Annotated in this window: 21 protein-coding genes; 13 read left to right on the top strand and 8 right to left on the bottom strand. The window is 65.7% G+C overall.

The annotated features are described in order from the left end of the window. Positions 1-2: 2 nt before the first annotated feature. The 5 genes from Q9R31_RS11440 to Q9R31_RS11420 all read right to left on the bottom strand — a co-directional run bounded on the left by Q9R31_RS11440 (position 3) and on the right by Q9R31_RS11420 (position 7,011). Positions 3-1,451: an FtsX-like permease family protein gene (locus Q9R31_RS11440; protein ID WP_311262848.1), complete on the bottom strand. Its 1,449-nt coding sequence runs from the start codon at positions 1,449-1,451 to the stop codon at positions 3-5. Between the two features lie 198 nt (positions 1,452-1,649). Beyond that, a complete protein-coding gene (locus Q9R31_RS11435; RefSeq protein WP_311262847.1) occupies positions 1,650-2,747 on the bottom strand; it encodes a substrate-binding domain-containing protein in 1,098 nt (365 codons plus the stop codon). Positions 2,748-2,796: 49 nt separating this feature from the next. After that, a complete protein-coding gene (mmsB, locus tag Q9R31_RS11430) occupies positions 2,797-4,083 on the bottom strand; it encodes a multiple monosaccharide ABC transporter permease (protein WP_311262846.1) in 1,287 nt (428 codons plus the stop codon). A gap of 45 nt (positions 4,084-4,128) precedes the next feature. Continuing rightward, entirely contained in the window at positions 4,129-5,688 is a 1,560-nt protein-coding gene (gene mmsA, locus Q9R31_RS11425) for a multiple monosaccharide ABC transporter ATP-binding protein (protein WP_311262845.1), read from the bottom strand. Positions 5,689-5,820: 132 nt separating this feature from the next. Next, on the bottom strand, positions 5,821-7,011 hold the full coding sequence (locus Q9R31_RS11420; protein WP_311262844.1) for an ROK family transcriptional regulator: 1,191 nt from the start codon (positions 7,009-7,011) through the stop codon (positions 5,821-5,823). Positions 7,012-7,247: 236 nt separating this feature from the next. On the opposite strand from Q9R31_RS11420, the gene Q9R31_RS11415 reads away from it, so the two are divergent. Continuing rightward, the gene (locus Q9R31_RS11415; protein WP_311262843.1) at positions 7,248-8,117 is read left to right on the top strand and encodes a nitrilase-related carbon-nitrogen hydrolase; all 870 of its coding nucleotides are present in this window, start codon (positions 7,248-7,250) and stop codon (positions 8,115-8,117) included. A gap of 22 nt (positions 8,118-8,139) precedes the next feature. On the opposite strand, the gene Q9R31_RS11410 is transcribed toward Q9R31_RS11415, so the two are convergent. Beyond that, positions 8,140-9,747 carry a PucR family transcriptional regulator gene (locus tag Q9R31_RS11410; RefSeq protein ID WP_311263028.1) on the bottom strand — a complete coding sequence of 536 codons (1,608 nt, stop codon included), beginning with the start codon at positions 9,745-9,747 and terminating at the stop codon, positions 8,140-8,142. Between the two features lie 236 nt (positions 9,748-9,983). On the opposite strand from Q9R31_RS11410, the gene Q9R31_RS11405 reads away from it, so the two are divergent. Together Q9R31_RS11405 and Q9R31_RS11400 are read left to right on the top strand one after the other, a co-directional pair. Beyond that, entirely contained in the window at positions 9,984-11,414 is a 1,431-nt protein-coding gene (locus tag Q9R31_RS11405; RefSeq protein WP_311263027.1) for an amino acid permease, read from the top strand. Beyond that, positions 11,411-13,147 (top strand): NAD(P)/FAD-dependent oxidoreductase, encoded by a 1,737-nt coding sequence (locus tag Q9R31_RS11400; RefSeq protein ID WP_311262842.1) that lies wholly within the window; start codon positions 11,411-11,413, stop codon positions 13,145-13,147. The genes Q9R31_RS11405 and Q9R31_RS11400 overlap by 4 nt, the downstream gene beginning before the upstream one ends. Before the next feature lie 43 nt (positions 13,148-13,190). On the opposite strand, the gene Q9R31_RS11395 is transcribed toward Q9R31_RS11400, so the two are convergent. Next, positions 13,191-13,718: a gamma carbonic anhydrase family protein gene (locus tag Q9R31_RS11395; protein WP_311262841.1), complete on the bottom strand. Its 528-nt coding sequence runs from the start codon at positions 13,716-13,718 to the stop codon at positions 13,191-13,193. 100 nt (positions 13,719-13,818) lie between these two features. On the opposite strand from Q9R31_RS11395, the gene Q9R31_RS11390 reads away from it, so the two are divergent. Further along, complete coding sequence (locus Q9R31_RS11390; protein WP_311262840.1) at positions 13,819-14,397, top strand: DUF2231 domain-containing protein; 579 nt, start codon at positions 13,819-13,821, stop codon at positions 14,395-14,397. Between the two features lie 96 nt (positions 14,398-14,493). Here Q9R31_RS11390 and purU read toward each other — a convergent pair whose 3' ends face one another. Continuing rightward, the gene (purU, locus tag Q9R31_RS11385; RefSeq protein WP_311262839.1) at positions 14,494-15,354 is read right to left on the bottom strand and encodes a formyltetrahydrofolate deformylase; all 861 of its coding nucleotides are present in this window, start codon (positions 15,352-15,354) and stop codon (positions 14,494-14,496) included. 276 nt (positions 15,355-15,630) lie between these two features. On the opposite strand from purU, the gene glyA reads away from it, so the two are divergent. From glyA to Q9R31_RS11340, 9 genes are all read left to right on the top strand, one after another. Further along, positions 15,631-16,929 carry a serine hydroxymethyltransferase gene (gene glyA, locus Q9R31_RS11380; protein WP_311262838.1) on the top strand — a complete coding sequence of 433 codons (1,299 nt, stop codon included), beginning with the start codon at positions 15,631-15,633 and terminating at the stop codon, positions 16,927-16,929. Positions 16,930-16,932: 3 nt separating this feature from the next. Continuing rightward, positions 16,933-17,835 carry a bifunctional methylenetetrahydrofolate dehydrogenase/methenyltetrahydrofolate cyclohydrolase gene (locus Q9R31_RS11375; protein WP_311262837.1) on the top strand — a complete coding sequence of 301 codons (903 nt, stop codon included), beginning with the start codon at positions 16,933-16,935 and terminating at the stop codon, positions 17,833-17,835. Positions 17,836-17,964: 129 nt separating this feature from the next. Beyond that, positions 17,965-18,942: an ABC transporter ATP-binding protein gene (locus tag Q9R31_RS11370; RefSeq protein WP_311262836.1), complete on the top strand. Its 978-nt coding sequence runs from the start codon at positions 17,965-17,967 to the stop codon at positions 18,940-18,942. A 40-nt stretch (positions 18,943-18,982) separates the two neighbouring features. After that, the gene (locus Q9R31_RS11365) at positions 18,983-19,828 is read left to right on the top strand and encodes an ABC transporter permease (RefSeq protein ID WP_311263026.1); all 846 of its coding nucleotides are present in this window, start codon (positions 18,983-18,985) and stop codon (positions 19,826-19,828) included. Beyond that, complete coding sequence (locus Q9R31_RS11360) at positions 19,825-20,694, top strand: ABC transporter permease (protein WP_311262835.1); 870 nt, start codon at positions 19,825-19,827, stop codon at positions 20,692-20,694. The genes Q9R31_RS11365 and Q9R31_RS11360 overlap by 4 nt, the downstream gene beginning before the upstream one ends. A gap of 61 nt (positions 20,695-20,755) precedes the next feature. Beyond that, entirely contained in the window at positions 20,756-21,319 is a 564-nt protein-coding gene (locus Q9R31_RS11355) for a hypothetical protein (RefSeq protein WP_311262834.1), read from the top strand. A gap of 10 nt (positions 21,320-21,329) precedes the next feature. Then, complete coding sequence (locus Q9R31_RS11350; protein WP_311262833.1) at positions 21,330-22,163, top strand: exodeoxyribonuclease III; 834 nt, start codon at positions 21,330-21,332, stop codon at positions 22,161-22,163. Positions 22,164-22,179: 16 nt separating this feature from the next. Beyond that, positions 22,180-23,223 (top strand): tryptophan--tRNA ligase, encoded by a 1,044-nt coding sequence (gene trpS, locus Q9R31_RS11345; protein ID WP_311262832.1) that lies wholly within the window; start codon positions 22,180-22,182, stop codon positions 23,221-23,223. A 4-nt stretch (positions 23,224-23,227) separates the two neighbouring features. After that, a complete protein-coding gene (locus tag Q9R31_RS11340) occupies positions 23,228-23,917 on the top strand; it encodes a 2'-5' RNA ligase family protein (protein WP_311262831.1) in 690 nt (229 codons plus the stop codon). Positions 23,918-24,001 lie beyond the last annotated feature (84 nt).

Genomic DNA, 24,001 nt, shown 5'->3' with positions numbered 1-24,001 from the left:
GGCTATTCTCCTCGCAGGACTTCGATGGGACGGATGCGCGCCGTGAGCAGCGCGGGAACCAGGGCGCCGATGATGGCGACGCCGAATACGGCAGCGATGCCACCGGCGATAACTTCCGGTGACGCGCTGGCGGTTACGGAGTTCAACAGCTGGGAAGCCCCGCCGAAGGGTCCGCCCTGGCCGCCCGGGAAGCCTGCCCCACCTGCCCCGGCCGGGAAGCCGCGGCCCGTGGTGGCAGCGGTTGTGGTGGTGTTGCTGCTGATCAGGGCGGAGGCGATGCCGCCGCTTGCGAACGATGCAATGGCGGCACCTATCGCGCTGCCCAGGGCCGCGAGGACCAGTGCTTCGAGGACGAACTGCAGGCCGATGGTGCGGCTGGGTGCGCCGATGGCCTTTAGGACGCCGATCTCGCGGCGGCGCTCGCGGACCAGCATCACCATGATGAGCAGGATGATGAGTCCCGCCGTGCCCAGGGCGGCGATGAAGGCGATGAAGGAAATGTTCTTGACGCTGTCCAGGGAGCTGACCGCGGTCTGCAGGTTCTGGCCTTGCGTAACGTCAGCCTTGTCGGTGCCCAATGCGGTTTGCAGTGCCGTCTTGGTGGCGGAGACGTTGTCCATGGAATTGACGGTGACGATCATGCTGGACAGCTCACCCGGTGTGCCGGCGAGGGCCTGGGCGGTGGGAAGGGTTACATACACGGCGTTGTTGCCAAAGGCGGTGCCGGCGTCGAACAATCCGGAGACCGTGTAGGTCTGGCCGTTGATGGTGAAGGTGGATCCGACAGTGAGGTTGTTCTTCTCCGCCAGGGTGGTGCCCAGCAGTGCACTGGTGGATGCCGCCGTGTAGTCGCCGAGCCCGGAGCCCTGCGTGATGTTCAGAGCCTTGCCTGTGGTGTCTACCCCGGCACCGATACCGGTGGCGGTGATCGGCAGGGACCGGACGGGCTGCTGGGTGGTTCCGGTGGCGCCCGTGGTCCCGTTGGCCTGCTGGTTGCGGTTGCCAAGGGTGCCTGCGTTCACCGCGGCCGTCAGGCTGGTGGTCAAGGTGGCCGCCGCCTGGCCCCCGGGGCCGCCCTGCCCGGCTTGACCGCCGGGGCCGGTCTGGCCGGACTGTCCGGCAGCGGTCTGTGCGGCGGCGTCGGTGGCGTTGCGCAGCCGCAGCGTTGAGGTCCCGACGACGGCACTGACGTTGGGCACGCCGGCAGCCATGGCTGCCTGGTCGGTGGTGAGCGGTTCACCGCCGCCTTCGAAGCCCTGCCCGCCGGCGGGGTTGACGGTCAGGACGGTTCCGACGGAGGCATTGAGCTCCTGCACTTTCGCTCCGACCGCCTGGTTTGCCACCAGCATGGCCAGGGCGAGGCCAATGGCGACGGCCAGCACCGCGACAACAGCTGCGGTGCGGACCTTGTTTCTGAAGGCATTGCCTACGCTTCGGGCAAGGACGCTCACGTTACTCCTATGACTCAGTGCCGGCGCGGAGGGCCGGCTTCGCTTCAACCCTCGCCGGGCATCCTGTGCAGGAATCCGGCCCAACCTGTGCCTGGGCTGTGAGGGAAGGCGGCTGGCGTCAGGATGCAGGAATGCCCGGCCCCCTGGCGGGGACCGGGCATTCCGGTTGCCGGTTTTACGCGGCTGCTTCTAAAGGTGTTACTTGGTGATCGGGCCGAGTACCGGATCGTCCTTGTAGGCCGTCTTCACGTTGGCCGAAGTCACGATGACCGGCTCCAGCAAGTATGCCGGAACGGTCTTGACCTTGTTGTTGTAGGACTTGTCATCGTTGACCTCAGGCTTCTTGCCGGCCTGGAGGTCCTTGACCATGGTGATGGCGTGCTCAACGAGCTTGCGGGTGTCCTTGTTGATGGTGGAGTACTGCTCGCCGGCAAGGATGGACTTGACGGACTCGACCTCGGAGTCCTGGCCGGTGATGACCGGAGTCGGCTTTCCGGCTGCCTTGACCGAGGTCAGGACGGCGCGGGCCAGGGTGTCGTTGGGGGAGAGGACGCCGTCCAGGCTTGCGCTGCCGTAGCTGCCCGTGAGGAGCGTGTCAGCGCGGCGCTGGGCGTTCTCTGCCTTCCAGCCCTGGGTCACAGCCTGCTCGAAGCCAGTCTGGCCGGACAGGACCTTGAGGGTGCCGTCGTCGATCTTCGGCTTCAGGACGCTCATGGCGCCGTCGAAGAAGACCTTTGCGTTGGCGTCATCGGGGGAACCGGCGAACAGCTCGATGTTGTACGGGCCCGACGGCTTCTTGGCCTTCATGCCTTCCAGCAGGGCCTGGCCCTGGAGGACACCGACCTTGAAGTTGTCGTAGGCCACGTAGTAGTCCACGTTCTCGGTGTTCAGCAGCAGACGGTCATAGGCGATGATGGTGGCGCCGCTGTCCTTGGCCTGCTTCAGCTGGGTTCCCAGCTGGGAGCCGTCGATGGCACCTACGATGATGACCTTGGCACCCTTGGTGACCATGGCGCTGATTTGGTTCTGCTGCTCCGACACGCCGCCGTTGGCGAACTGGACGTCAGCTTTGAAACCGGCACCGTTGAGGCCGTCGTTGAACAGCTTCTCGGCCAGGACCCAGTTCTCACTGGTCTTCTGCGGGAGTGCAACGCCGATGGAGGAGTTCTGGTCGAATCCTCCTGCGCCTCCGCTGGCTCCGCCCGAGGGGGACTCCGAGCGGCCGCAGCCCGTCAGCGCCAGTGCTGCGATAGCAGCAACCGCTGCGGCCTTTCCTGCTTTACCAAACATTCGCATTGTTGGTTCTCTCTCTGTGTTGTGTATAACTCGGTCAGGTCGCGGGTGCTCAGGCTTCCCTGGCGATCGCTTCCTTGGTGGAGGTGGTTTCGTCGGGCTGGAGCGGGTTGCTCGGGCCACCGCCGGAGGGGCGGTTGAAGTTCCTGGTCAGCATGCCGATGATCGACGTCTTGCCCTGGCTCTTGTTGTAAACGTCGAAGGCGACGGCGATCAGGAGGACCAGGCCCTTGATGATCTGGGTCAGGTCTGCACCGACGCCGAGGAGCTGGAGGCCATTGTTCAGGACGGCCATCACCAGGCCACCGATGATGGACCCGATCACGGTGCCCACGCCGCCGGTAACGGCCGCGCCGCCGATGAAGACAGCGGCGATGGCGTCCAGTTCCCAGCCGACGCCGTCGAACGGACCTGATGCGGTGGACCGGCCGACGAAGATCATGCCGGCCAGGCCCGCCAGGATGGACATGTTCATCATCACCAGGAAGTTGACCTTCTTGGACTGGACGCCGGACAGCTCTGCTGCATGCCGGTTGCCACCCACGGCGTAAATGTGGCGGCCGATGACAGTGCGGGAGGAGATGAAGCCGTAGATCAGGACAAGGACGGCCAGGATGAGGCCGGGGATGGGGAAGGAGGTGCCCGGACGGCCCGTGGCGAACAGGTAGGTGGCGTAGAGAATGGCCGCGCAGATGAGGACCAGCTTCAGGACGGTGACCCACATTTCGGGAACTTCAGCACCAAGTGCCTTGGCCCTGGCGCGGGACCGGAGCTCGCTGACAACCACGAAAGCGGCAGCGGCAAGGCCGAGCAGCAGGGTCAGGTTGTTGTAACCCAGGTTCGGTCCTACTTCGGGCAGGTAGCCGGAGCCCAGGTACTGGAAGTCGGAGGGGACCGGGATGGTGTTGGACTTGCCCACGAACTGGTTGAAGCCGCGGAAGAGCAGCATGCCGGCCAGCGTCACGATGAACGCCGGAATTCCGACATACGCTGTCCACCAGCCCTGCCAGGCGCCGATCAGGGCACCGAGGAGCAGGCCAAGGAGCACCCCGGCGTACCAGGGGATACCCCAGTCGCGGATAGCCAGCGCCACTGTGACGCCCACGAAGGCCGCGACGGAGCCGACGGAAAGGTCGATGTGTCCTGCAATGATCACCAGCACCATGCCAATTGCCAGGATGAGGATGTAGGAGTTGCCGTTGAAGAGGTTGATGACGTTGCCGGAGGTAAGCGTCCGGCCTTGGGTGGCGATCTGGAAGAAGATGATCAGCGCCACCAGGGCGAAGATCATGCCGAATTGACGGGTATTCCCGCCAAAAAGCTTCTTGAGGGCGTTCATGGTTTCAGTCCTTGTGTCCGGAAGGTTCTGGAATGGGCCAGAGGTTCAGGCGGCTTTTCGGGTGGCGGAGGTCATCAGCTTCATCAGGCTTTCCTGAGTGGCCTCGTCCTTGTTCAGGACGCCGGTGATGGCGCCTTCGAAGATCGTGTAGATACGGTCGGACAGGCCCAGGAGCTCGGGGAGCTCCGAGGAGATGACGATGACTCCCTTGCCCTGGTTGGCCAACTGCTGGATGATGCCGTAGATCTCGTACTTTGCCCCCACGTCGATGCCGCGGGTGGGCTCGTCCAGGATCAGGAGGTCGGGGTCGGTGAACATCCACTTGGCCAACACAACCTTCTGCTGGTTGCCGCCGGAAAGTTTGGCCACGCCTTCCTCCACGGAGGGCGTCTTGGTGCGCAGGGATTTGCGGTACTCCTCCGCCACCGTGAATTCCTGGTTGGCGTCCACCACGTAGTTGTGGCTGACTTTCCTCAGGTTGGCCGCCACGGTGGTGGTCTTGATGTCGTCCAGCAGGTTCAGGCCCAGGGATTTGCGGTCCTCGGTGACGTAGCCCAGTCCGGCGTCGATGGCCTGGCGGACATTCTTAAGGGTGACCTCGCGGCCGTTCTTGTAGATATGGCCGCTGATGAACTTTCCGTAGGACCGTCCGAACACCGAGCGGGCCAGCTCGGTCCGCCCTGCGCCCATGAGGCCGGCGAATCCGACGATCTCGCCGCGCCGGACAAAGAAGTTGGAACCCTTGCACACGAGGCGGTCCTGGATGGCCGGGTGGCCCACCGTCCAGTCCTTGACCTCGAAGAACACTTCGCCAATTTTTGGCGTGTGGTCCGGGAACCGGGATTCCAGTGTCCGGCCCACCATGCCCTTGATGATCCGGTCCTCGTCAACGCCGTCAGCCTTGACGTCAAGGGTCTCAATGGACTTGCCGTCACGGATGATGGTGATGGAATCGGCGATCTGCTCAATCTCGTTGAGTTTGTGCGAAATGATGATCGACGTGATGCCTTTGGCTTTCAGGCCAAGCATCAGGTCCAGCAGGTGCTGGGAGTCGGACTCGTTGAGTGCGGCCGTGGGCTCGTCCAAAATCAGGATCTTGACGGACTTGTTCAGGGCCTTGGCGATCTCCACGAGCTGCTGTTTGCCGACACCGATTTCCTTGATGGGGGTATCCGGATCATCGCGCAGTCCCACGCGGGCCAGCAGGTCCAGGGAACGCAGCCGGGCTTCGGCCCAATCGATGACGCCGCGCTTGGTGGGCTCGTTGCCCAGGAAGATGTTCTCCATGATGGAGAGCTCCGGGATCAGCGCCAGTTCCTGGTGGATGATCACAATGCCGGCGTGTTCGCTGGCCCGGATATCCCTGAACTGCTGGACCTGCCCCTGGTAGACGATGTCGCCGTCGTAACTGCCGTAGGGGTAGACACCCGAGAGAACCTTCATCAGGGTGGACTTGCCGGCGCCGTTCTCGCCGCAGATGGCGTGGATCTCGCCGGCCTTTACCCGGAGGCTTACGTTATCCAACGCTTTAACGCCCGGGAATTCCTTGGTGATGGACCGCATCTCGAGGATGATCGGGTCCGTCTGCGTGGTCTGGGACGTCATATTGCCCTAACCCTCCAATGCAATGACTTCTTTGTCCGGCCGGCAAAGCGCAGGGCCGTCTGAACCAAAAGTAAACTGGATCACAGCTATTGTCGTCAAGTCTTTAACGCAATTGCTGGATAACGAAATGGTCTAGGTCTTCCGGATCCCGGCATGCTGGAAGACCAGGGCGGCGGCACCGAGCGCCTCTGCGCGGTCTCCCAGGGAGGACATGGTGAGGGTGGTGGTCTCTCCGATGACCGGCACCGCATGCCGGATGAGTCCCCGCCGGATAGGGTCCAGCAGGATGTCCCCAAGACCCGCCAGCGGACCGCCCACCACGATTACCTCGGGGTTGATCAGGTTGGCCACGTTGCCCAGCGCCCGGCCCACCGCAAGGCCCGCGTCGTCCACTACGCGCAGGGTGGCGGAGTCCCGGTTGCGGGCCTTCCGGATAATGTCCGATGGCGTCAGGGGCCGGTCCTCGCCCCGGCTGAGGAGCTCGATCATGGTGGTGGTGGAGGCTATGGTCTCCAGGCATCCGCGGTTGCCGCAGCGGCATACCAAGCCCTGCTCATGGATGGTGGCATGACCTATCTCGCCAGTGATTCCCACGTTGCCGTAGTAGGGCGAACCGTTCAGGATCAGGCCGGCGCCAATGCCGGAACCGATCTTCAGGAACAGGAGGTTGTTGACCCCCGAATGCTGCCCCCAGGTTACTTCGGACCACGCCCCCAGATTCGCGTCGTTGTCAACAAAGACGGGAATTCTCAAGGTTTCCTCAAGATGCTGAAGGATGTTGATCCCCACCCATTCGGGCAGGATTGCACCCTGCGCGACGGTCCCGGTCCGCCGGTCAATGGGGCCAGGAATGCCGACGCCGGCACCCACCACCGAAGTGCGTTCCACCCCGCTTTCCCGGAGCAGCTTCTCCAGCAGTTCCACCGCCGCCCGGATGCCCTCCTCCGCCTGGTGGCCCAAAGGGAGGAGTACTGATTCTTCGGCGATGACGTGGTAGCTGAGCGAAGCCAGGACCACCCGCAGGTGCCGCCGGCCGAAGTCGATCCCCACCGCCACCGCCCCGTTGCTGTTCAGCCGCACGTTCAGCGCCCGGCGGCCGGAACTGGTGATGGGTTCTGTGGACGCCAGGCCGGAATCCAGCATGATTTTGACGATGTTGGAGACGGTGGCAGTGGAGAGTCCTGTCTGCCGGGCGAGCTCCGCCTGCGTGGACGGGCCGCCCATGAGGGCCTCGATAATCCGCTGCTGGTTCAGTTGCCGCAGGGCGGACTGCGAACCGGGGTTCTTGGGCTTGCTCCTCGTTGAGCGCGTGGTTGCGGACATGCTAAGAAGATTGCCCTATCGCTGCTCTTGTAGTCAAGAAGTTAACGCATGCATGCGCGAGTCTGTACACAACCCGCCGTCACGCGCGCACTCGCCCGTTTCCGTGCATTCCGTCCCGGCCCCGTGCCGGCCGGGTCCAAACGACCCGCCGTCCCGGTGCGCAGCTGGCTAGGCTGGAACTGAGATCAATCCTGCCCATCCATTCCGTAGGGACAGGGGAACAGAAGGTGGTAACGATGCTGCTGTCCGTCCTGCAGGCGAACGCCGTGGTCCTGGACGTTGAGGCCAATCTTCGGACCATTGACGAGGCCGCAAACCGGGCGGCCCACGCCGGCGCCCACCTGCTCCTGACGCCGGAACTGTTCCCCGTGGGCTACGCCCCCCTGCGGGTGCGCGCCGAACTTGATCCGGCAAGCCTTCCCGGCATCCGCGAACGGCTGGCCGACATCGCCCGCCGGAACAGGATCGCGCTTGTCTACAGCCTTCCCGCCGAAACGGCCGGCGGCGGCGGCGCGGATCCGGAGCCAGCCCAGACCCCCGAGTGGCACATTTCTGCCACCCTGGTCGATGCCACCGGCGCAGAACTACTCAGGTACGCCAAGGTGCACCTCTTCGGCAACGAGGAACGCAAGGCGTTCGTGGCTGCCGCGCAACCACCCGCCGTCGTGGACTTCAACGGCATCCGCACCTGCCTGTTGATCTGCTACGACATCGAGTTCCCCGAAGCCGCCCGGGCAGCCGCCGGCCGCGGCGCCGAACTGATCCTGGTCCCCACCGCGCTGTCGGCCGGTTACGAGGCCGTGCCCCAGGTGCTCATCCGGGCCCGTGCGCTGGAAAGCCAGCTGAACGTGGCATATGCCAACCACTGTGGCGCCGAGGACGCCTACATCTTCGGCGGCGGAAGCGTGGTGGCGGGACCCGATGGCGGACTCCTCGCCCAGGCAGGCGAAATGCCCGCACTGCTCTTCGCCGAGGTGGGCCCGGACGCGGTCCGCGCTGCGAGGGACGAAGTGCCGTACCTGCGGGAGCGCCGGCCCCAGCTGTACCGGGAATGGGAGGCCGGCCTGCCGCGGGAAACAGGCCGGCCGGGGGACAGCACGCCCTAGCCGCCGCCCCTGCTCCTGGCCATTAGCCCGTCCCGGCGGTCAGCCCTTCGGTGTACTGCAGGGCTATCCAAAGCTCTGACCGGACCTGTGCCTGGTTCAGGTCCATCTGGAGCAGTTCACTGAGGACCCCGATTTGGCGCCGCACGCTGTTGCGGTGCAGCCCCAGCTGCTTGGCGGAACCGTCCCAGCTGCCGTTTTCGCCAAGCCAGCCGCGGAGGACGGCCAGCAGCGGATCGCGCCGGTCCGGTTCAAGCGACAGGACCGGATGCAGGAGCCGTTCGGCCAGCAGGGTCCCGGCCTCACGGCCAAGCAGGCCCGTGACCGACCAGGACACTTCGTCGGCCCGGATGCTTGAACCGCTTCTTTGGACCTGGCTCCGCAGGGAGCTGGCGCGCTGGTAGGCGGCGGGAAGGCTGGCCAGCTCGGTGGGTTCGCCAACCACCAGGCGCCACCCGAGCTTCTCGACCTCGGCAAGCAGCGCATCGTCCACCTTGAGCCGGGTCACCGCAGCGAACCCGTAGTCGGTGATCTCCACCAGCTTCGTATCGAACATCCGCCGCCACTGCAGCAGTTCCCTGACCGGGCTGTCTCCGGCCGGCCACTCCGGCGCTTCCACCTTGACGCCCTGAATTACGCGGACAGGTGCGGACCGGGTGGAGGACAGGCTTTGCGCCAGCAGGTCCTTGAGTCCGGTGAGGTGCTTGGTGCCGCCGGTGGTGAGGCTTTCGGGATGCAGCAGGACGGCGGTGGCCAGCTGGCTGGGGGCCAAGGACCCGCTGGTCCGCTGCCGGACCAGCAGCTCCAGCAGTCCCACGGCGGACTGGACCACGTTGTTCTGTGCGGGGGTCAGCGGGACGTCGGAGCCCAGGATCAGGGCGCCGAGGTTGGCGTCCCTGGCGCTCCGCAGCGGGTGGCCCACCACCAGTGCCGATCCGGGCTGGTCAAAGCCGTCCATTTCCACCCGGGGCCCACGGCCGGACAGCAGCCGTTCCAGCATGGGCTCCAACAGGGAATGTTCGACGGCGGGGCTGCCGCCGGCACTGGTGCCGCGGGCGCGGACCCGGCCGTCCGCTCCCACCATTACGGCCCACACGGGCACGCGCTGGACCAGGGCGGCCAGCAGTTCGTGCTCCGGCCTGGGGGAGAGGACGGCGCGCATGAGCTGCCGGTTGGTCTCTGCCAACTGCCGGAAGACCCGGGCGTTGTCGGTCTCCAGGAGTTGTGAAAACTGCAGGCCGATCGCCGCGAAGGGAAGCGACTCCGGCACCTCGAACAAGGTGAGGTTGTGCCGCCGGCACGCGTCGAGGAGCACGTCCGGGACGGCGTCGAAATAGGGCCTGATCCCGAAGCCCAGGGCCGCAACCTTGGCGTCCACCAGCCGCAGGACGTACGCGTCCACGCTGGCAGGTGATCCGCCGCCGCCAAGGAAGGGAAGGCCGGCCGTGAGCAGGAATTCGCCCTCCGGAAGGTAGGGCGTGGGGTCCTCCAGCTCGCTGGGCTCAACCCACCGCAGCAGCTGGCCGCCGTTGCCGCCGTCGTGAAGCATCTTCAGCAGCGGCGGCAGCTGGTCGAGGAACTGCTGGAGGGTGACGAAGCTCAGCCGTCCGGACGTGGCGGGCTCAGCCGGCATAGGTGTGCGCGACTGGCCGGTGATGTGCATTAAGACTCATGGTTTATCACTATAAGTCATTTTGCACCGGGCTGAGAGTTGGCTCACATGCCAACCTTGGGGAGGGGAAACCGACCAACTACTCTGAAGGGACGTCAACGGTGACTGTGCCTGTGACCACCGAAAAAACCTTTGCGCCAAGCGGCGGGCGGCCCGGCCTCGGGGCGCAGCTGCTGCGCCGTAAACCGATCGGCCAGATGGTCAGCGAGGCCGGAAGCAGCGAGGGCGGCACCGGGCTGGTGCGCAGCTTCGGCGTCCTCCAGCTGACCATGATCAGCGTCGGCGCCACCCTGGGGACCGGCATCCTGGTCATCCTTGGCGAGTCGGTTCCGCTGGCCGGCCCGGCGATCTGGATCTCCTTCGTCATCGCCGGCCTGGCCGCGCTGCTCTCCGCGGTGTCGTACGCCGAAATGGCAGGCCTTGTTCCCGTTGCGGGCTCAAGCTACTCCTACTCCTACGCCACCATGGGCGAAGGCATGGCATGGATCTGCGGGTGGTGCCTTGTCCTGGAGTACGCCGTCTCGGTCGCTGCCGTTGCCGTGGGCGCCGGCCAGTACGTCAACGAGGCGCTGGCAGCGTTCGGAGAGGTGCTGCCCGACGCCATGTCGCAGCCTCCGGGAGACGGCGGACTGGTAAACATTCCAGCGGTGGCCATCGTGGTCCTGGCCATGGTCCTGCTGGTCCGCGGCGCGCGTGAAAGCGCCTGGATCAACACCGCCATCGTCGTCATTAAGATAGGCATCCTGCTGTTTTTCTGCGTAGTTGCCTTTACCGCCTTCAACGCCGGCAACTTTGAACCGTTGATGCCCATGGGTGCCGCAGGCGTGTCCGCAGCAGCATCGCGGGTCTTCTTTTCCTACATCGGCTTCGACGCCGCATCCACTGCAGGTGAAGAGGCCAGGAACCCCAAGCGCGATCTTCCCCGCGCCATCCTGCTGTCCATGGTGATCGTCACCAGCATCTACGTCCTCGTGGCCGTCGCCGCCATCGGCGCCCGGCCCTGGGGCTGGTTCGACGGCACCGAGGCCGCCCTGGTCCAGATCCTGGAGGAGACCACCCACCAGCCATGGATCGCCCTGGTCTTTTCCGTCGGCGCTGTCCTTGCCATCGCGAGCATCGTGCTCACGGTCCTGTACGGCCAGACCCGCATCCTGCTCTCGATGTCCCGGGACGGCCTCGTGCCCAAGGTCTTCGGACGGGTCTCCGCCCGGACCGGCACCCCGGCCGCCGGAACCGTGATCGTTGGCACCGCCGTCGCCCTCACCGCAGGGCTGGTCCCGCTCGGCGCCCTCGCCGATGCCACCAGCATCGGAACGCTGTTCGCCTTCGCGCTGGTCAATGTCGCCGTCATCTACCTGCGGCGCAACCGCCCGGACCTGAAGCGAAGCTTCCGGGTACCGCTGTACCCCGCCAGCCCCGTGCTGGGCACACTGATGTGCGCCTACCTAATGGCGAACCTTGGTGCCGAGACCTGGGTCGTCTTTGGTGCCTGGATGCTCGTGGGGATTGCCATCTACTTCGGCTATGGACGCCGGAACTCGAAGGTAGCGGCTCTCAGCGAGCTCGACTACCGTGAACTGACCGCCAAGGCCCCAAGCCAGGAACCTGTGAAAGCAGAACTATCATGACCACCGCCACCGAACTGCCGGCCTTCGACCCCTCCAGCACCTCCGCGGCTCCCGTCGATGCCGCCGGACGGGTCCTCGACAGGCACGCAGCTCCCATCACCATGCTGAACCCCGACTTCCCGTTCAGCTACGACCAGTACCTGGCCCACCCTGACGGCCTGGGCTCCATCCCGCCGGAGCTCTACGGCACGGAGGTCGCCGTCATAGGCGCCGGCGTCTCCGGCCTGGTGACCGCCTATGAACTGATGAAACTGGGACTGCGGCCCGTGGTCTATGAAGCGGACCAAATCGGCGGGCGGCTCCGCACCGCCGCCTTCCCTGCAGCTCCCGGAGTAGTGGCGGACCTGGGCGGCATGCGCTTTCCAGTGTCGGGCAAGGCCTTCTACCACTACGTTGACCTGCTGGGGCTGGAGACCCAGGACTTCCCGAACCCCCTCGCCGAGGCCACCTCCAGTACCGTGATCGAGTTGGCCGGGAAGAAGCACTACGCGGAAAAGCCAAGCGACCTTCCGCCGTTCTTCCGCGAGGTGGCCGACGCCTGGAAGGCCGCGGTCAACGACGGCGCCAAGTTCGTGGAAATGCAGGACGCCATCCGTTCCCGGGACATGGCCCGCATCAAGGAACTGTGGAACGAACTGCTTCCGCTGATGGACGAGCAGACCTTCTACGGCTTCATCGCCGCCAGCGACTCCTTCAAAAAGGCAGGGTTCGCCCACCGGGAGGCCTTTGGCCAGGTGGGTTTCGGCACCGGCGGCTGGGACACCGACTTCCCCAACTCCATCCTTGAAATCCTGCGCGTGGTCTACACCGACGCGGACGACCAGCACCGCTTCATCCGGGGCGGAGCGCAGCGCCTGCCCGAGGCACTGTGGCAGCACGCGCCGTCGGACATGGTTCACTGGCCCGCCGGCACCTCCCTTGCCTCCCTGCACTCCGGCTCGCCCCGCGGAGCCGTGGGCAGGATCAGCCGCGACCCGGACGGAAACCTGCGGATCCGCGAACGCTGGGGCCGCGAGGCCACCTACCCGGCCGTGGTGACCACCTGCCAGTCCTGGCTGCTGTCCACCCGGATCCACACCGAGGAGGCACTGTTTCCCGCCGAACTGTGGACCGCCATGGAGAAATCGCACTACATGCAGTCCTCCAAGACGTTCGTCATGGTGGACCGGCCCTTCTGGAAGGACATCGACCCGGACACCGGCAACGAGGTCCTGTCCATGACGCTGACCGACCGGCTGAACCGGGCCACCTACCTGCTGGACAACGGCCCCGACCAGCCCGCCGTCATCCTGCTCTCCTACACCTGGAACGATGACGCCCTGAAGTGGCTGGCCCTGGACGCCGACGAACGCGTTGAACTGATGCTGCACTCGCTGGAGCAGATCTACCCCGGTGTGGACATCGCCGGCCACATCGTGGGGCAGCCCATCACCGTGTCCTGGGAAGCGGACCCCAACTTCATGGGCGCCTTCAAGGCCAACCTGCCCGGGCACTACCGCTACCAGCAGCGGCTGTTCACGCACTTCAAGCAGGACGAGCTGCCCGAGTCACAGCGCGGCATCTTCCTGGCCGGCGACGACGTCTCCTTCACCGCCGGGTGGGCGGAAGGGGCCGTTACCACGGGGCTGAACGCGGTGTGGGGCGTCGTGCAGCACCTGGGAGGGGCTTCCGCTCCGGGCAACCCCGGCCCGGGCGACCTGCTGGACGAGTTCGGCCCGATCAGCCTGGATTAGCGTGGGCCCTCGCCCGCCAGGTTCCCTGGCCGAGCTTGCGAGGTTAGGGGGTGGGTGGGGACAGCTCGCGGTGTTTCGCCGCGAGCTCCACGTAGCGTGCCGCGTTGGCGCGAACGCCGTCGAACTCTTCCTCTGTGAGTTCGCGGCGCACCTTGGCGGGCACGCCCGCCACCAGTGACCGGGGCGGAACCACCGTTCCTTCGAGGACTACGGCGCCGGCGGCCACCAGCGAGCCGGCGCCGATGACCGCGCCGTTGAGGACGGTGGCGCCCATCCCGATCAGGCAGTCGTCCTCCACCGTGCAGCCGTGCACGACGGCGGCGTGGCCCACGCTGACCCGTTCGCCCACCGTGCAGGGGAAGCCTGGATCGGCGTGCAGCACCACGTTGTCCTGCAGGTTGCTGCCGGCACCTACGGTGATGGCCGCGGTGTCGGCGCGGACGGAGACGCCGTAGAAGGCACTGGAGTCCGGGCCCAGGGTGGCGTTGCCAATGATCGAGGCCGACGGGGCGACGAATGCTGAGTCATGGACAGCCGGGGTGTTCCCGGCGAAAGGGTACAGAGGAGCCATGGGCCAAGCCTAGGGCACTGCGCGGGCCGGCCAAGTGACCCCGGCCCCGCAAGGGGCTTTCGGCCTGACAGCGGCTGGCACCCATCCCTACCCTGAGGCTATGGAGCTACGGCAATTGGAATTCCCGGTGCTGCAACTGCGGAGGGGCGACGGCGGCGCGACCAGCCCTTTCCGCCGGTTCATGGGAAGGCTTGAGCGGCTGGACGCCCTCGACACACCGGTGAATGCCGCCAGGCCCCTGGCCGGCCGCCTGGTCCAAAACGAGCGGCTCCGGAACGTCCTCCACGGAGAGGCAACCGGAATTCCCCTGCACGTCATCTTCACTGATGCGCCCTTCGGGGCGTGGTTCATGGCGATGTTCCTGGACCTGTACTCGGACACCGGAAGCCAGCGGGCCGCGACCCGGCTGGTAGGTTTTGGCGTTATCACCGCAGCTCCCACCGCCTTGACGGGATGGGCTGAGTGGGCCCTGGCAGGGCGGCAGACGCAGCGCATTGGCGTGGTGCACGCCGGATTGAACGCGACCGCTGTGCTGATCTTTGCCGGGTCCTGGGCTGCCCGGCTCCGCGGCCGGCGCAGGTTGGGTGTTCGGCTGGCCCGGTTCGGCGCGATCGTCCTGGTGGCCGGCGGATTTATGGGCGGATATCTGGCCAGGGCCCGCAGGGGAGGCAGCAGCTAGCCGTCCCGGCCCGGCACAGCCAGCCGCCGCCCGGCGTCCGGACCCGCGCCTCGAATCCCCTCCGTCGAAACCCGTGCAGCGAAATCCCGGGGCGCGTTAGTTGAAGACCACCGTCCGGTTGCCGTCCAGGAGCACCCGGTGCTCGGCGTGCCACTGCACGGCCTGGACCAGGGTCCGGCCCTCGACGTCGCGGCCCATCTGCACGAACTGCTCAGCGGTGCGGGCATGGTCCACCCGGATGACCTCCTGCTCGATGATGGGCCCCTCATCCAGTGCGGCCGTCACATAGTGGGCAGTGGCGCCGATCAGCTTCACGCCGCGGGAATGCGCCTGGTGGTACGGCTTGGCGCCCTTGAAGGAGGGCAGGAACGAGTGGTGGATGTTGATGGCCTTGCCGGTCAGCTCGGTGCAGAGTTCGTCGGAGAGGATCTGCATATAGCGGGCCAGGACGGTCAGCTCGACATCGTGCTCGGCGATGAGGGCGCGCAGCTTGTCCTCTGCCTGCACCTTGGTGTCCCTGGTCACCGGGATGTAGTGGAACGGGATGCCGTAAAACTCGGCCAGCCCAGCGAGGTCCTGGTGGTTGGACACAATCGCGGGGATCTCAATGGGAAGGGTGCCGGAGCGCTGCTGGAACAGCAGGTCATTGAGGCAGTGGGCCGAGGTGCTGGCCATCACCAGCGTGCGCACCTTGTCGCCGACAGTATTAAGGTTCCACTGCATGGAGAAGGCCTCCGCCACGGGCTCCAGCGCGGCACGCAGTTCGGACTTGGCCGCTGCCGTGGTCACCTCAACCCGCATGAAGAAGTTTCCCGTTGAAGGGCTGCCGTATTGCTGCGAATCCATGATGTTGCACCCTGCCACGAGCAGTGCTCCAGCCACCGCGTGGACGATTCCGGGACGGTCCGGGCAGGACAGGGTTACAACGTACGCTTGGTTCAGCTGCTCTTCATTCACGCGTAATAGCCTACCCGCGCTGCGGGCGCCGGTTTTGGTAGGCTGGGATGGTCGCAACTGGCGTTGGGTGGCTAACCACCAGGGAGCGGCAATCACGAAGACCACGGATCGTACGCCTGGGCCGAGGGTCATGTTTTGCCGGAAAATGGGGCTGCACCCGCGTCAGCGCAGCAGCGCCATGCCTGCGCTTTCAAGTCCTGTCATAAGGCGGGGTGGGAGTGCTCCAGCCGGTAGCCTGACCTAAGCAGTGCCCGTTTCCCTAGCCAGGAGTTCTTCGTGACTACTACAGCCACTTCAACCACAGCCGTGAGCAACCAGCCGCTGGCTGAGCTCGATCCTGAAATCGCCGCAGTCCTGGACCAGGAGCTCGGCCGCCAGCGCGGCACCCTGGAAATGATTGCCTCCGAAAACTTCGCGCCCCGTGCCGTCATGGAGGCCCAGGGCTCCGTCCTCACCAACAAGTACGCCGAGGGCTACCCGGGCCGCCGCTACTATGGCGGCTGCGAATACGTTGATGTTGCAGAGCAGCTGGCCATTGACAGGGTCAAGGCACTGTTCGGCGCCGAGTACGCCAACGTCCAGCCGCACTCCGGCGCGCAGGCCAACGCCGCCGCGCTCTCCGCCATGATCACCCCCGGGGACAAGATCCTGGGCCTGTCCCTGGCGCACGGCGGCCACCTGACCCACGGCATGAAGCTGAACTTCTCGGGCAAGCTCTACCAGGTTGCCGCGTACCAGGTCGAGGAAGACAACTTCCGCATCGACATGGACAAGCTCCGCGAGCAGGCCATCGCCGAAAAGCCGCAGGTCATCATTGCCGGCTGGTCCGCCTACCCCCGCCACCTGGACTTCGCCGCCTTCCGCTCCATTGCTGATGAAGTGGGCGCGCTGCTCTGGACTGACATGGCACACTTCGCCGGCCTGGTTGCCGCCGGACTGCACCCGAGCCCGGTGCCGCATTCCGACGTCGTCACCTCTACAGTGCACAAGACGCTGGCCGGTCCGCGCTCGGGTGTAATCCTGGCCAAGGAACAGTGGGCCAAGAAGCTGAACTCCAACGTGTTCCCGGGCCAGCAGGGCGGCCCGCTGATGCACGTCATCGCCGCCAAGGCCGTGGCCTTCAAGATCGCCGGTACGCAGGAATTCAAGGAGCGCCAGGAGCGCGTCCTGGAAGGCGCCAAGATTATCGCTGACCGCCTCAACCAGGCCGACGTCGCCGAAGCCGGCGTCTCCGTCCTCACCGGCGGCACGGACGTCCACCTGGTGCTCGTCGACCTGCGCAACTCGCAGCTGGACGGCCAGCAGGCGGAAGACCTGCTGCACTCCGTGGGCATCACCGTCAACCGCAACGCCGTTCCGTTCGACCCCCGCCCGCCGATGGTCACCTCCGGCCTGCGCATCGGCACTCCGGCCCTGGCCACCCGCGGCTTCGGTGCCGAGGAGTTCACTGAGGTCGCCGACATCATCGCCACCGCACTCAAGGCCGGCAACAGCGCCGACGTTGAATCCCTGCAGGCCCGCGTCGACAAGCTCGCCGCCGACTTCCCGCTGTACCCGCAGCACGAGCAGTGGTGACCCATGACTGAAGCAACCAAGACTGCCCGGATCCTTGACGGACGGGCAGCAGCGGCGGCCATCAAGGCCGAACTGACCGAGCGTGTGGCGGCCCTGAAGGCCCGCGGCATCACCCCCGGCATCGCGACGGTGCTGGTGGGCGCAGATCCCGCCTCCCAGCTGTATGTGTCCATGAAGCACAAGCAGTCGGTGGAGATCGGGATGAACTCCATCCAGCGCGAGCTTCCGGGCGACGCCACCCAGGAGCAGGTTGAGGCCCTCATTGACGAACTCAATGCTGACCCCTCCTGCCACGGCTACATCGTCCAGCTGCCGCTGCCCAAGCACCTGGACACCGACCGCATCCTTGAACGGATCGACCCCGACAAGGACGCCGACGGCCTGCACCCCACCAACCTCGGCCGGCTGGTGCTCAATGTCAACGGCAAGATCACCTCGCCGCTGCCGTGCACACCCCGCGGTGTCATCGAGTTGCTCCTGCGCAACGGCTACGACCTCAAGGGCAAGCACGTGGTGGTTGTTGGCCGCGGTGTGACCATCGGCCGGTCCATCGGGCTGTTGCTGACCCGGCGCGAAATCAACGCCACGGTAACGCTGACCCACACCGGCACCACCAACATGTCCGAGCTGCTGCGCCAGGCGGACGTGATCGTGGGGGCCGCCGGTGCCAAGCACATCGTCAAGGCCTCGGACGTGAAGCCCGGCGCCGCCGTGCTGGACGTTGGCGTCACCCGGGAAACCGACCCCGAGACGGGCAAGAGCAAGGTCCACGGCGACATCGAGCCTGCAGCTGCCGAGGTAGCCGGCTGGATTTCGCCGAACCCCGGCGGCGTTGGCCCCATGACTGTGGCGCTGCTGATGACCAACGTAGTCGAGGCCGCGGAGCGCAAGGCGGGCATCGCCTAAGCGTCTAAAGCAAGCAGCCCGACGGCGGCCCCCACCTTTTCGAAAAGGTGCGGGCCGCCGTCGTACTTAACCCACCTGTGTTAACGAGGACACTTCCACGCAGCTAAAAGGCCGACTAGTCTGCGGAGGGTGCACAACGAAGCCATCCTGCCCTCCGCTGCCCGGGCGGGCGGACGGAAAGCGCCCCCCACTGTCATCTCCGCCGAGAACCTGACCAAGACCTATGGCGACGTGGCCGCCGTGGACGGCATCTCCTTCACCGTGCCCGCGGGGGAGTCCTTCGGGCTGCTGGGGCCGAACGGGGCGGGCAAATCCACCACCATGAAGATGATCGGCGGCGTGACGCGCCGGTCCGCTGGCCGGCTCAGCATCATGGGCCTGGACCCGGACACGCACGGACCCGAGGTGCGCGCCCACCTGGGCGTGGTGCCGCAGCAGGACAACCTGGACCAGGAACTGCGCGTCCGCGACAACCTCCTGGTCTACGGCCGCTACTTCGGCCTGCCCATGAGCTACCTGAAGCCGAAGGCCGACGAACTGCTGGAGTTCGCCCAGCTGACGGACAAGGCCACGTCGAAGGTGGACGCGCTCTCCGGCGGCATGAAGCGCCGGCTTACCATCGCCCGTTCCCTGATCAACGAACCACGGATCCTGTTGCTGGACGAGCCCACCACGGGCCTGGATCCACAGGCCCGGCACATCCTGTGGGACCGCCTGTTCCGGCTCAAGGAGCAGGGCGTCACCCTGATCCTGACCACCCACTACATGGATGAGGCCGAGCAGCTCTGCGACCGGCTGATCGTGGTGGATAAGGGCCGGATCATGGCGGAGGGCTCACCTGCGCAGCTGATCCGCGAGCATTCGACCCGGGAGGTGGTGGAGCTGCGCTTCGGTTCCGAGCGGAACGCCACTATCGGGTCGCAGCTGGAAGGGATCGGGGAGCGCCTTGAGGTGCTGCCGGACCGGGTGCTGATGTATGCCCACGACGGCGAGTCAGCCCTTGAGCAGGTATCGGCCCGCGGCCTGAGGCCGCTGACATCGCTGGTCCGCAGGTCGTCGCTGGAGGACGTGTTCCTGCGGCTCACCGGCAGGAGCCTCGTTGACTGAGAACCCCAGTGCGCCTGAACAGCAGGCGACTGAACGGCAGCTGACTACACCGGCTGCGACGCCGTCCGGTGTCCGGGCGCACCCGGCGGCGGTTTCGGCGGCCAAGGCGCGGCGCTGGGGCGCCTTTTATTATGCCGAGCAGGTGCTCCGGGTGATGAAGGGCTACACCTGGTCCATCTTGATGTACAGCGTGGGCCAGCCTGTGGCCTACCTCTTCGCCATGGGGGTTGGCCTGGCCACCCTGGTGGATACCGGGAACGCCGTTTTCGGAGGCGTGTCCTACCTGGCCTTCATCGCCCCGGCGCTGCTGGTGTCCGCCGCCGTGATGACCGCGGCCAATGAGTTCACGTTTCCCATCATGGATGGCTTCAAGTGGCGCCGGATCTACTACGGGCCGCACGCGTCACCGCTGACGCCGCAGCAGATTGCCGCGGGGCAGATCGTGGCCGTGACGCTGCGCCTGGTGCTGCAGTCGGCCATCTACTTCGCCGCCGTGGTGCTTTTTGGTGCCTCGCCGTCGGGCTGGGGCTGGGCCGGAATCCTGGTGGCGACCCTGACAGGGTTGGCTTTCGGGCTGCCGCTGATGGCGTACTCCGCCTCGATCACGGAGGACAAGGGCCAGTTCGCGCTGGTGATGCGGTTCATCGTGATGCCGCTCTTCCTGTTTTCCGGGACGTTCTTCCCGCTGGACAACCTGCCGCTGGCCGTCCGCTGGGTGGGATGGATTTCGCCCATCTGGCACGGCACCGAACTGGGCCGGGTGCTCAGCTTCGGCTACCGGGAACCACCGCTGCTCACTGTCCTTCACGTAGCCGTCCTGGCGGCGCTTGCAGCTACTGGCTGGGTGCTGACACGGCGCCGTTTTGCCCTGAGGATGGGTGAATGAGCGCGCTGGCGGGCCCAGGCAGCGCCGGCGGCCGGGTTCCCGGCGGCGCCTCCCGGAGCGTGACGGAAGAGGCCCGCAACCGCGCTTTCGGGAAGTTGTATTCGGGTAATGCCAGGGCCGTCATTGCCCGCGGGCTGATGGCCACGCGCAGCACCAACTGGCTGGTGATGGTATCCGGGTTCTTCGAACCGGTGCTGTTCCTCCTTTCCATGGGCGTGGGACTGGGCGCCATCGTGGGCGACGTCCAGGGGCCCGATGGAACCACGATCAGCTATTCGGCCTACATCGCACCTGCACTGCTGGCTGTCTCGGCGATGAACGGCGCCGTCTACGACTCCACCTGGAACGTCTTCTTCAAGATGAACTTCGCCAAGCTCTACCAGGGCATGCTGTATACGTCGCTGGGTCCGCTGGATGTGGCGCTGGGCGAGATCTTCCTGGCCCTGTTGCGGGGGATGCTCTATGCCACCGGCTTCACGGCGGTCATGGGCGTCATGGGACTGATCACCACGCCCTGGGCGCTGCTGATGATCCCGGCCTCGGTGTTGATCGCCTTTGGATTTGCCAGCCTGGGCATGGGCATCACCAGTTTCCTCAAGACCTTTCAGCAGATGGACTGGATCAATTTCATCCTGCTGCCCATGTTCCTGTTCAGCGCCACGTTCTACCCGCTCAGCGTCTACCCGCAGCCCATCCAGTGGTTCATCCAGGCCATGCCGCTTTGGCACGGTGTGGAACTGCTGCGGCAGATCAGTGTCGGCAGCTTCACCGCTGCCACGCCGCTGCATGTGGGCTACTACCTGGTGATGACCGCTGTCGGCATGCTGCTGACCACCCTGCGGCTGCGGAGCCTGTTCCTCAAGTAGCCCTGTTCGCCGGGGGTGGAAGACGGCGGGAGCATCGTCCGCCGTTTGAGACAATAGCTGCATGCGAACTTTGGGCAGCTCCTCGTCATCCTCCAAACCCGCCCGGGGCGGGTTTTCGATGTTCCGGATCAGCGGGCCGGGCCTGATGGTCCTGGTGACGGCGTTCATCGTGGCCGTGATCTTCGCCGCCAACCAGAACGACGTCGTGGGCTGGGTTGTCGCCATCATCGCCGCCTTTTGGCTGGCGCTGGCTGCGTTCGTGGTCTTCAGCATCCAGCGGGCCGCCAGGAAAGCCGGCGCAAAGCTGTCCGAGGCGCAGAGTGCCTTTAACACAGCAACTGGCCGGGCACCGGCCCGCGCCTCTGCCGATCACGGCGGCACCCGCGTGATTTACGAGCGTTCCGAGGCTGACGAGGTGCGGGACCTGAAGCTGGACCACTCCTTCAAGATCGTCCAGGTGCAGATCCGTGTGGTGGAGGAGGAGCGGGCCAAGGGCGCCGCCGCCAACCAGGACACCATCAACCGCGCCCTTGAAACCATCGAGATCACAGCCACCAACGCCAGGGACATGATCAAGTCTTCCGGCGGCAGCGGGGAGCCGGTGACCGGAACCATCATCGACTAGAGTGGAGCGGGTGAGCTCGGCATTGAAGAAGGACCACCTTCGCATCGCATCCGTTAACGTAAACGGCCTCCGGGCTGCCTACAAGAACGGTATGGCGGCCTGGCTGGAGCCACGCGAAGTGGACATCCTCTGCCTGCAGGAAGTCCGTGCCCCCGACGCCGTCGTCCGGCAGCTGCTGGGGGAGGGCTGGCATATCCTGCACGCCGAGGCTGAAGCGAAGGGCCGCTCCGGCGTCGCGATTGCCTCCCGCGAGGAGCCGCTGGCCACCAGGAACGGCATCGGGGACGACTACTTCGCCACCGCCGGCCGCTGGGTCGAAGCCGATTTCCGGGTCCGCGACACCGCAGGGAACCCCGTGCAGCTCACGGTTGCCAGTGCCTACGTGCACTCCGGTGAAGTAGGCACTCCCAAGCAGGACGACAAGTTCCGGTTCCTGGACGTCATGAGCACCCGCCTGCCGGAGCTGACCAAGCACAGCGACCACGCCCTGGTAGTGGGGGACCTGAACGTGGCCCACACGCCCCGGGACATCCGGAACTCCAAGGGCAACCTCAAGAAGGCCGGGCACCTGCCCGAGGAACGTGCTTACTTCGACCGGTTCTTCGGTGAGGAGATCGGCTGGCATGACGTCCACCGGAACCTTGCCGGCGACATCGACGGGCCGTACACGTGGTGGTCCTGGCGCGGCAAGGCATTCGACAACGACACCGGCTGGCGCATCGACTACCACCTGGCCACCCCCGAACTGGCGGCCTCCGCCATTTCCGCCGTCGTGGACCGTGCAGCCACCTGGGACACCCGCTTCTCCGATCACGCCCCGCTGGTAGTGGACTACCAGCTCTAAGCCCGAAAGTTTTTCCATGACGAGCCAGACTTCCCCCACTGCCAAGAAGCGCATTCTTTCCGGCGCCAAGCCCACCGCCGACTCCCTGCACCTGGGCAACTACATCGGTGCCGTGCGCAACTGGGTGGACATGCAGGCGGAGTACGACGCCGTCTTCTTCATCCCGGACCTGCACGCCATCACGGTTGACTTCGACCCCGCAGAGCTGGCCAAGCGGACCCGCATTGTGGCGGCCCAGTACATCGCGGCCGGCATCGACCCGGACAAGAGCATCTTCTTCGTCCAGTCCCATGTCCCCGAGCACGCGCAGCTCGCCTGGGCGCTGAACTGCATCACCGGGTTTGGCGAGGCCTCCCGGATGACCCAGTTCAAGGACAAAACCCAGAAGTCCGGCGCGGACTCCGCCACCCTGGGGCTTTTCGCCTACCCCACCCTGATGGCCGCGGACATCCTCCTGTACCAAAGCGACCTCGTGCCCGTCGGCGAGGACCAGCGGCAACACCTGGAACTCACGCGGAACCTGGCGCAGCGTTTCAATACCCGGTTCGGCCACACGTTCACAGTTCCCGAGGCCACGATCGTGAAGGAAAGCGCCAAGATCTACGACCTCCAAAATCCCAGCGCCAAGATGTCCAAGACGGGGGAGTCCCCGAACGGTGCCATCCAGCTGCTGGAGGATCCCAAGATCGCTGCCAAGCGGATCAAGTCGGCGGTGACCGACGCCGGCACGGACATCCGCTTCGATCCTGAGGAAAAGCCGGGAGTGTCCAACCTGCTGACCATCTACTCCTCCCTCACGGGCAAGCCGGTGGCCGAGCTTGAGTCGGAGTACCAGGGCAAGATGTACGGCCACCTCAAGGTTGACCTCGCCGACGTGGTGGTGGATCTCATCACCCCGCTCCGCAACCGGACCAATGAGCTGATGGCCGATCCCGCCGAGCTTGACCGGCTGCTGGCCCTGGGCGCGGAACGGGCCCGCGAGATCGCCTCCGTAACGCTTGGCCAGGTGTACCAGCGGATGGGCTTCCTGCCGTCCCTCAGCCTCGCAGGGGTCCGCTAGCGCCATGCCATCCAGCAAAGTCACCGCAAGGGCAGGTTCCCGCTCCCGTCAGGCAGCGGCAACCCACGCTAACCCCCAAGGCGACCCAGCGGACGACACCGGGCAGGCCGGCCATGCGCCGTCACGTACGGAAGACATCAGCGTTGGTGTCATCCTGGGCTTCCCGCCCGAGGTGGCTGAGGAACTGCAGCGCTGGCGGGCTTCTTTTGGGGACCCGCTGGCGGATGTGGTGCCGGCACACATCACGCTGGTCACCACCACCCCCACCCAGGATTGGGAAGCAACCCGCCGCCATGTGCGCGAAGTTGCGCGCTGCCAGAGCCCGTTCATGGTGACTATCGCCGGGACCGGAACGTTCCGGCCCGTCTCACCGGTGGTCTTCATCAAGGTGGAGGACGGGTTCGATGACTGTGTGGGCCTGCACCGTAAGCTCCAGCACGGCCCGCTCCACCGCGAACTGCCCTTTGCCTACCATCCGCACGTTACGATCGCCCATGACGTCGCGCCGGAAAGCCTGGATGAGGCCGAAACGGCGCTGAAGAATTACAGGGCCACCTTCCCCGTGGTTAGCATGGGACTCTATGAGCATGATGCGGACGGCATCTGGCAGCTACGGGAAGAGCTGGACTTTGGGACCGAAACTGACAACGACGCCGGCACCCGCTTCACGGACACCTCAACCGACGCAGGTTAACGGCCAGCCCCTGCCCACCGATCATGCCGGGCTGAAGCTGGCGGTCATCCAGAAGCGGATGGAATGGGGCAAAGCCAGGAGATC

This window comes from Pseudarthrobacter sp. BRE9, from assembly GCF_031844305.1.
Classification (GTDB): domain Bacteria; phylum Actinomycetota; class Actinomycetes; order Actinomycetales; family Micrococcaceae; genus Arthrobacter.
Note: the sequence above shows the minus strand (reverse complement) of the source record. Positions and strands in the feature narration are given on the sequence as shown.

Bases quoted from the DNA above. Each gene is read 5' to 3' on its own strand.
- Q9R31_RS11435 (WP_311262847.1), bottom strand. From the start codon at position 2,747: ATGCGAATGTTTGGTAAAGCAGGAAAGGCCGCAGCGGTTGCTGCTATC.
- mmsB (WP_311262846.1), bottom strand. From the start codon at position 4,083: ATGAACGCCCTCAAGAAGCTTTTTGGCGGGAATACCCGTCAATTCGGC.
- mmsA (WP_311262845.1), bottom strand. From the start codon at position 5,688: ATGACGTCCCAGACCACGCAGACGGACCCGATCATCCTCGAGATGCGG.
- Q9R31_RS11420 (WP_311262844.1), bottom strand. From the start codon at position 7,011: ATGTCCGCAACCACGCGCTCAACGAGGAGCAAGCCCAAGAACCCCGGT.
- Q9R31_RS11415 (WP_311262843.1), top strand. From the start codon at position 7,248: ATGCTGCTGTCCGTCCTGCAGGCGAACGCCGTGGTCCTGGACGTTGAG.
- Q9R31_RS11410 (WP_311263028.1), bottom strand. From the start codon at position 9,747: ATGCCGGCTGAGCCCGCCACGTCCGGACGGCTGAGCTTCGTCACCCTC.
- Q9R31_RS11405 (WP_311263027.1), top strand. From the start codon at position 9,984: ATGGTCAGCGAGGCCGGAAGCAGCGAGGGCGGCACCGGGCTGGTGCGC.
- Q9R31_RS11400 (WP_311262842.1), top strand. From the start codon at position 11,411: ATGACCACCGCCACCGAACTGCCGGCCTTCGACCCCTCCAGCACCTCC.
- Q9R31_RS11395 (WP_311262841.1), bottom strand. From the start codon at position 13,718: ATGGCTCCTCTGTACCCTTTCGCCGGGAACACCCCGGCTGTCCATGAC.
- Q9R31_RS11390 (WP_311262840.1), top strand. From the start codon at position 13,819: ATGGAGCTACGGCAATTGGAATTCCCGGTGCTGCAACTGCGGAGGGGC.
- Q9R31_RS11375 (WP_311262837.1), top strand. From the start codon at position 16,933: ATGACTGAAGCAACCAAGACTGCCCGGATCCTTGACGGACGGGCAGCA.
- Q9R31_RS11360 (WP_311262835.1), top strand. From the start codon at position 19,825: ATGAGCGCGCTGGCGGGCCCAGGCAGCGCCGGCGGCCGGGTTCCCGGC.
- Q9R31_RS11355 (WP_311262834.1), top strand. From the start codon at position 20,756: ATGCGAACTTTGGGCAGCTCCTCGTCATCCTCCAAACCCGCCCGGGGC.
- trpS (WP_311262832.1), top strand. From the start codon at position 22,180: ATGACGAGCCAGACTTCCCCCACTGCCAAGAAGCGCATTCTTTCCGGC.
- Q9R31_RS11340 (WP_311262831.1), top strand. From the start codon at position 23,228: ATGCCATCCAGCAAAGTCACCGCAAGGGCAGGTTCCCGCTCCCGTCAG.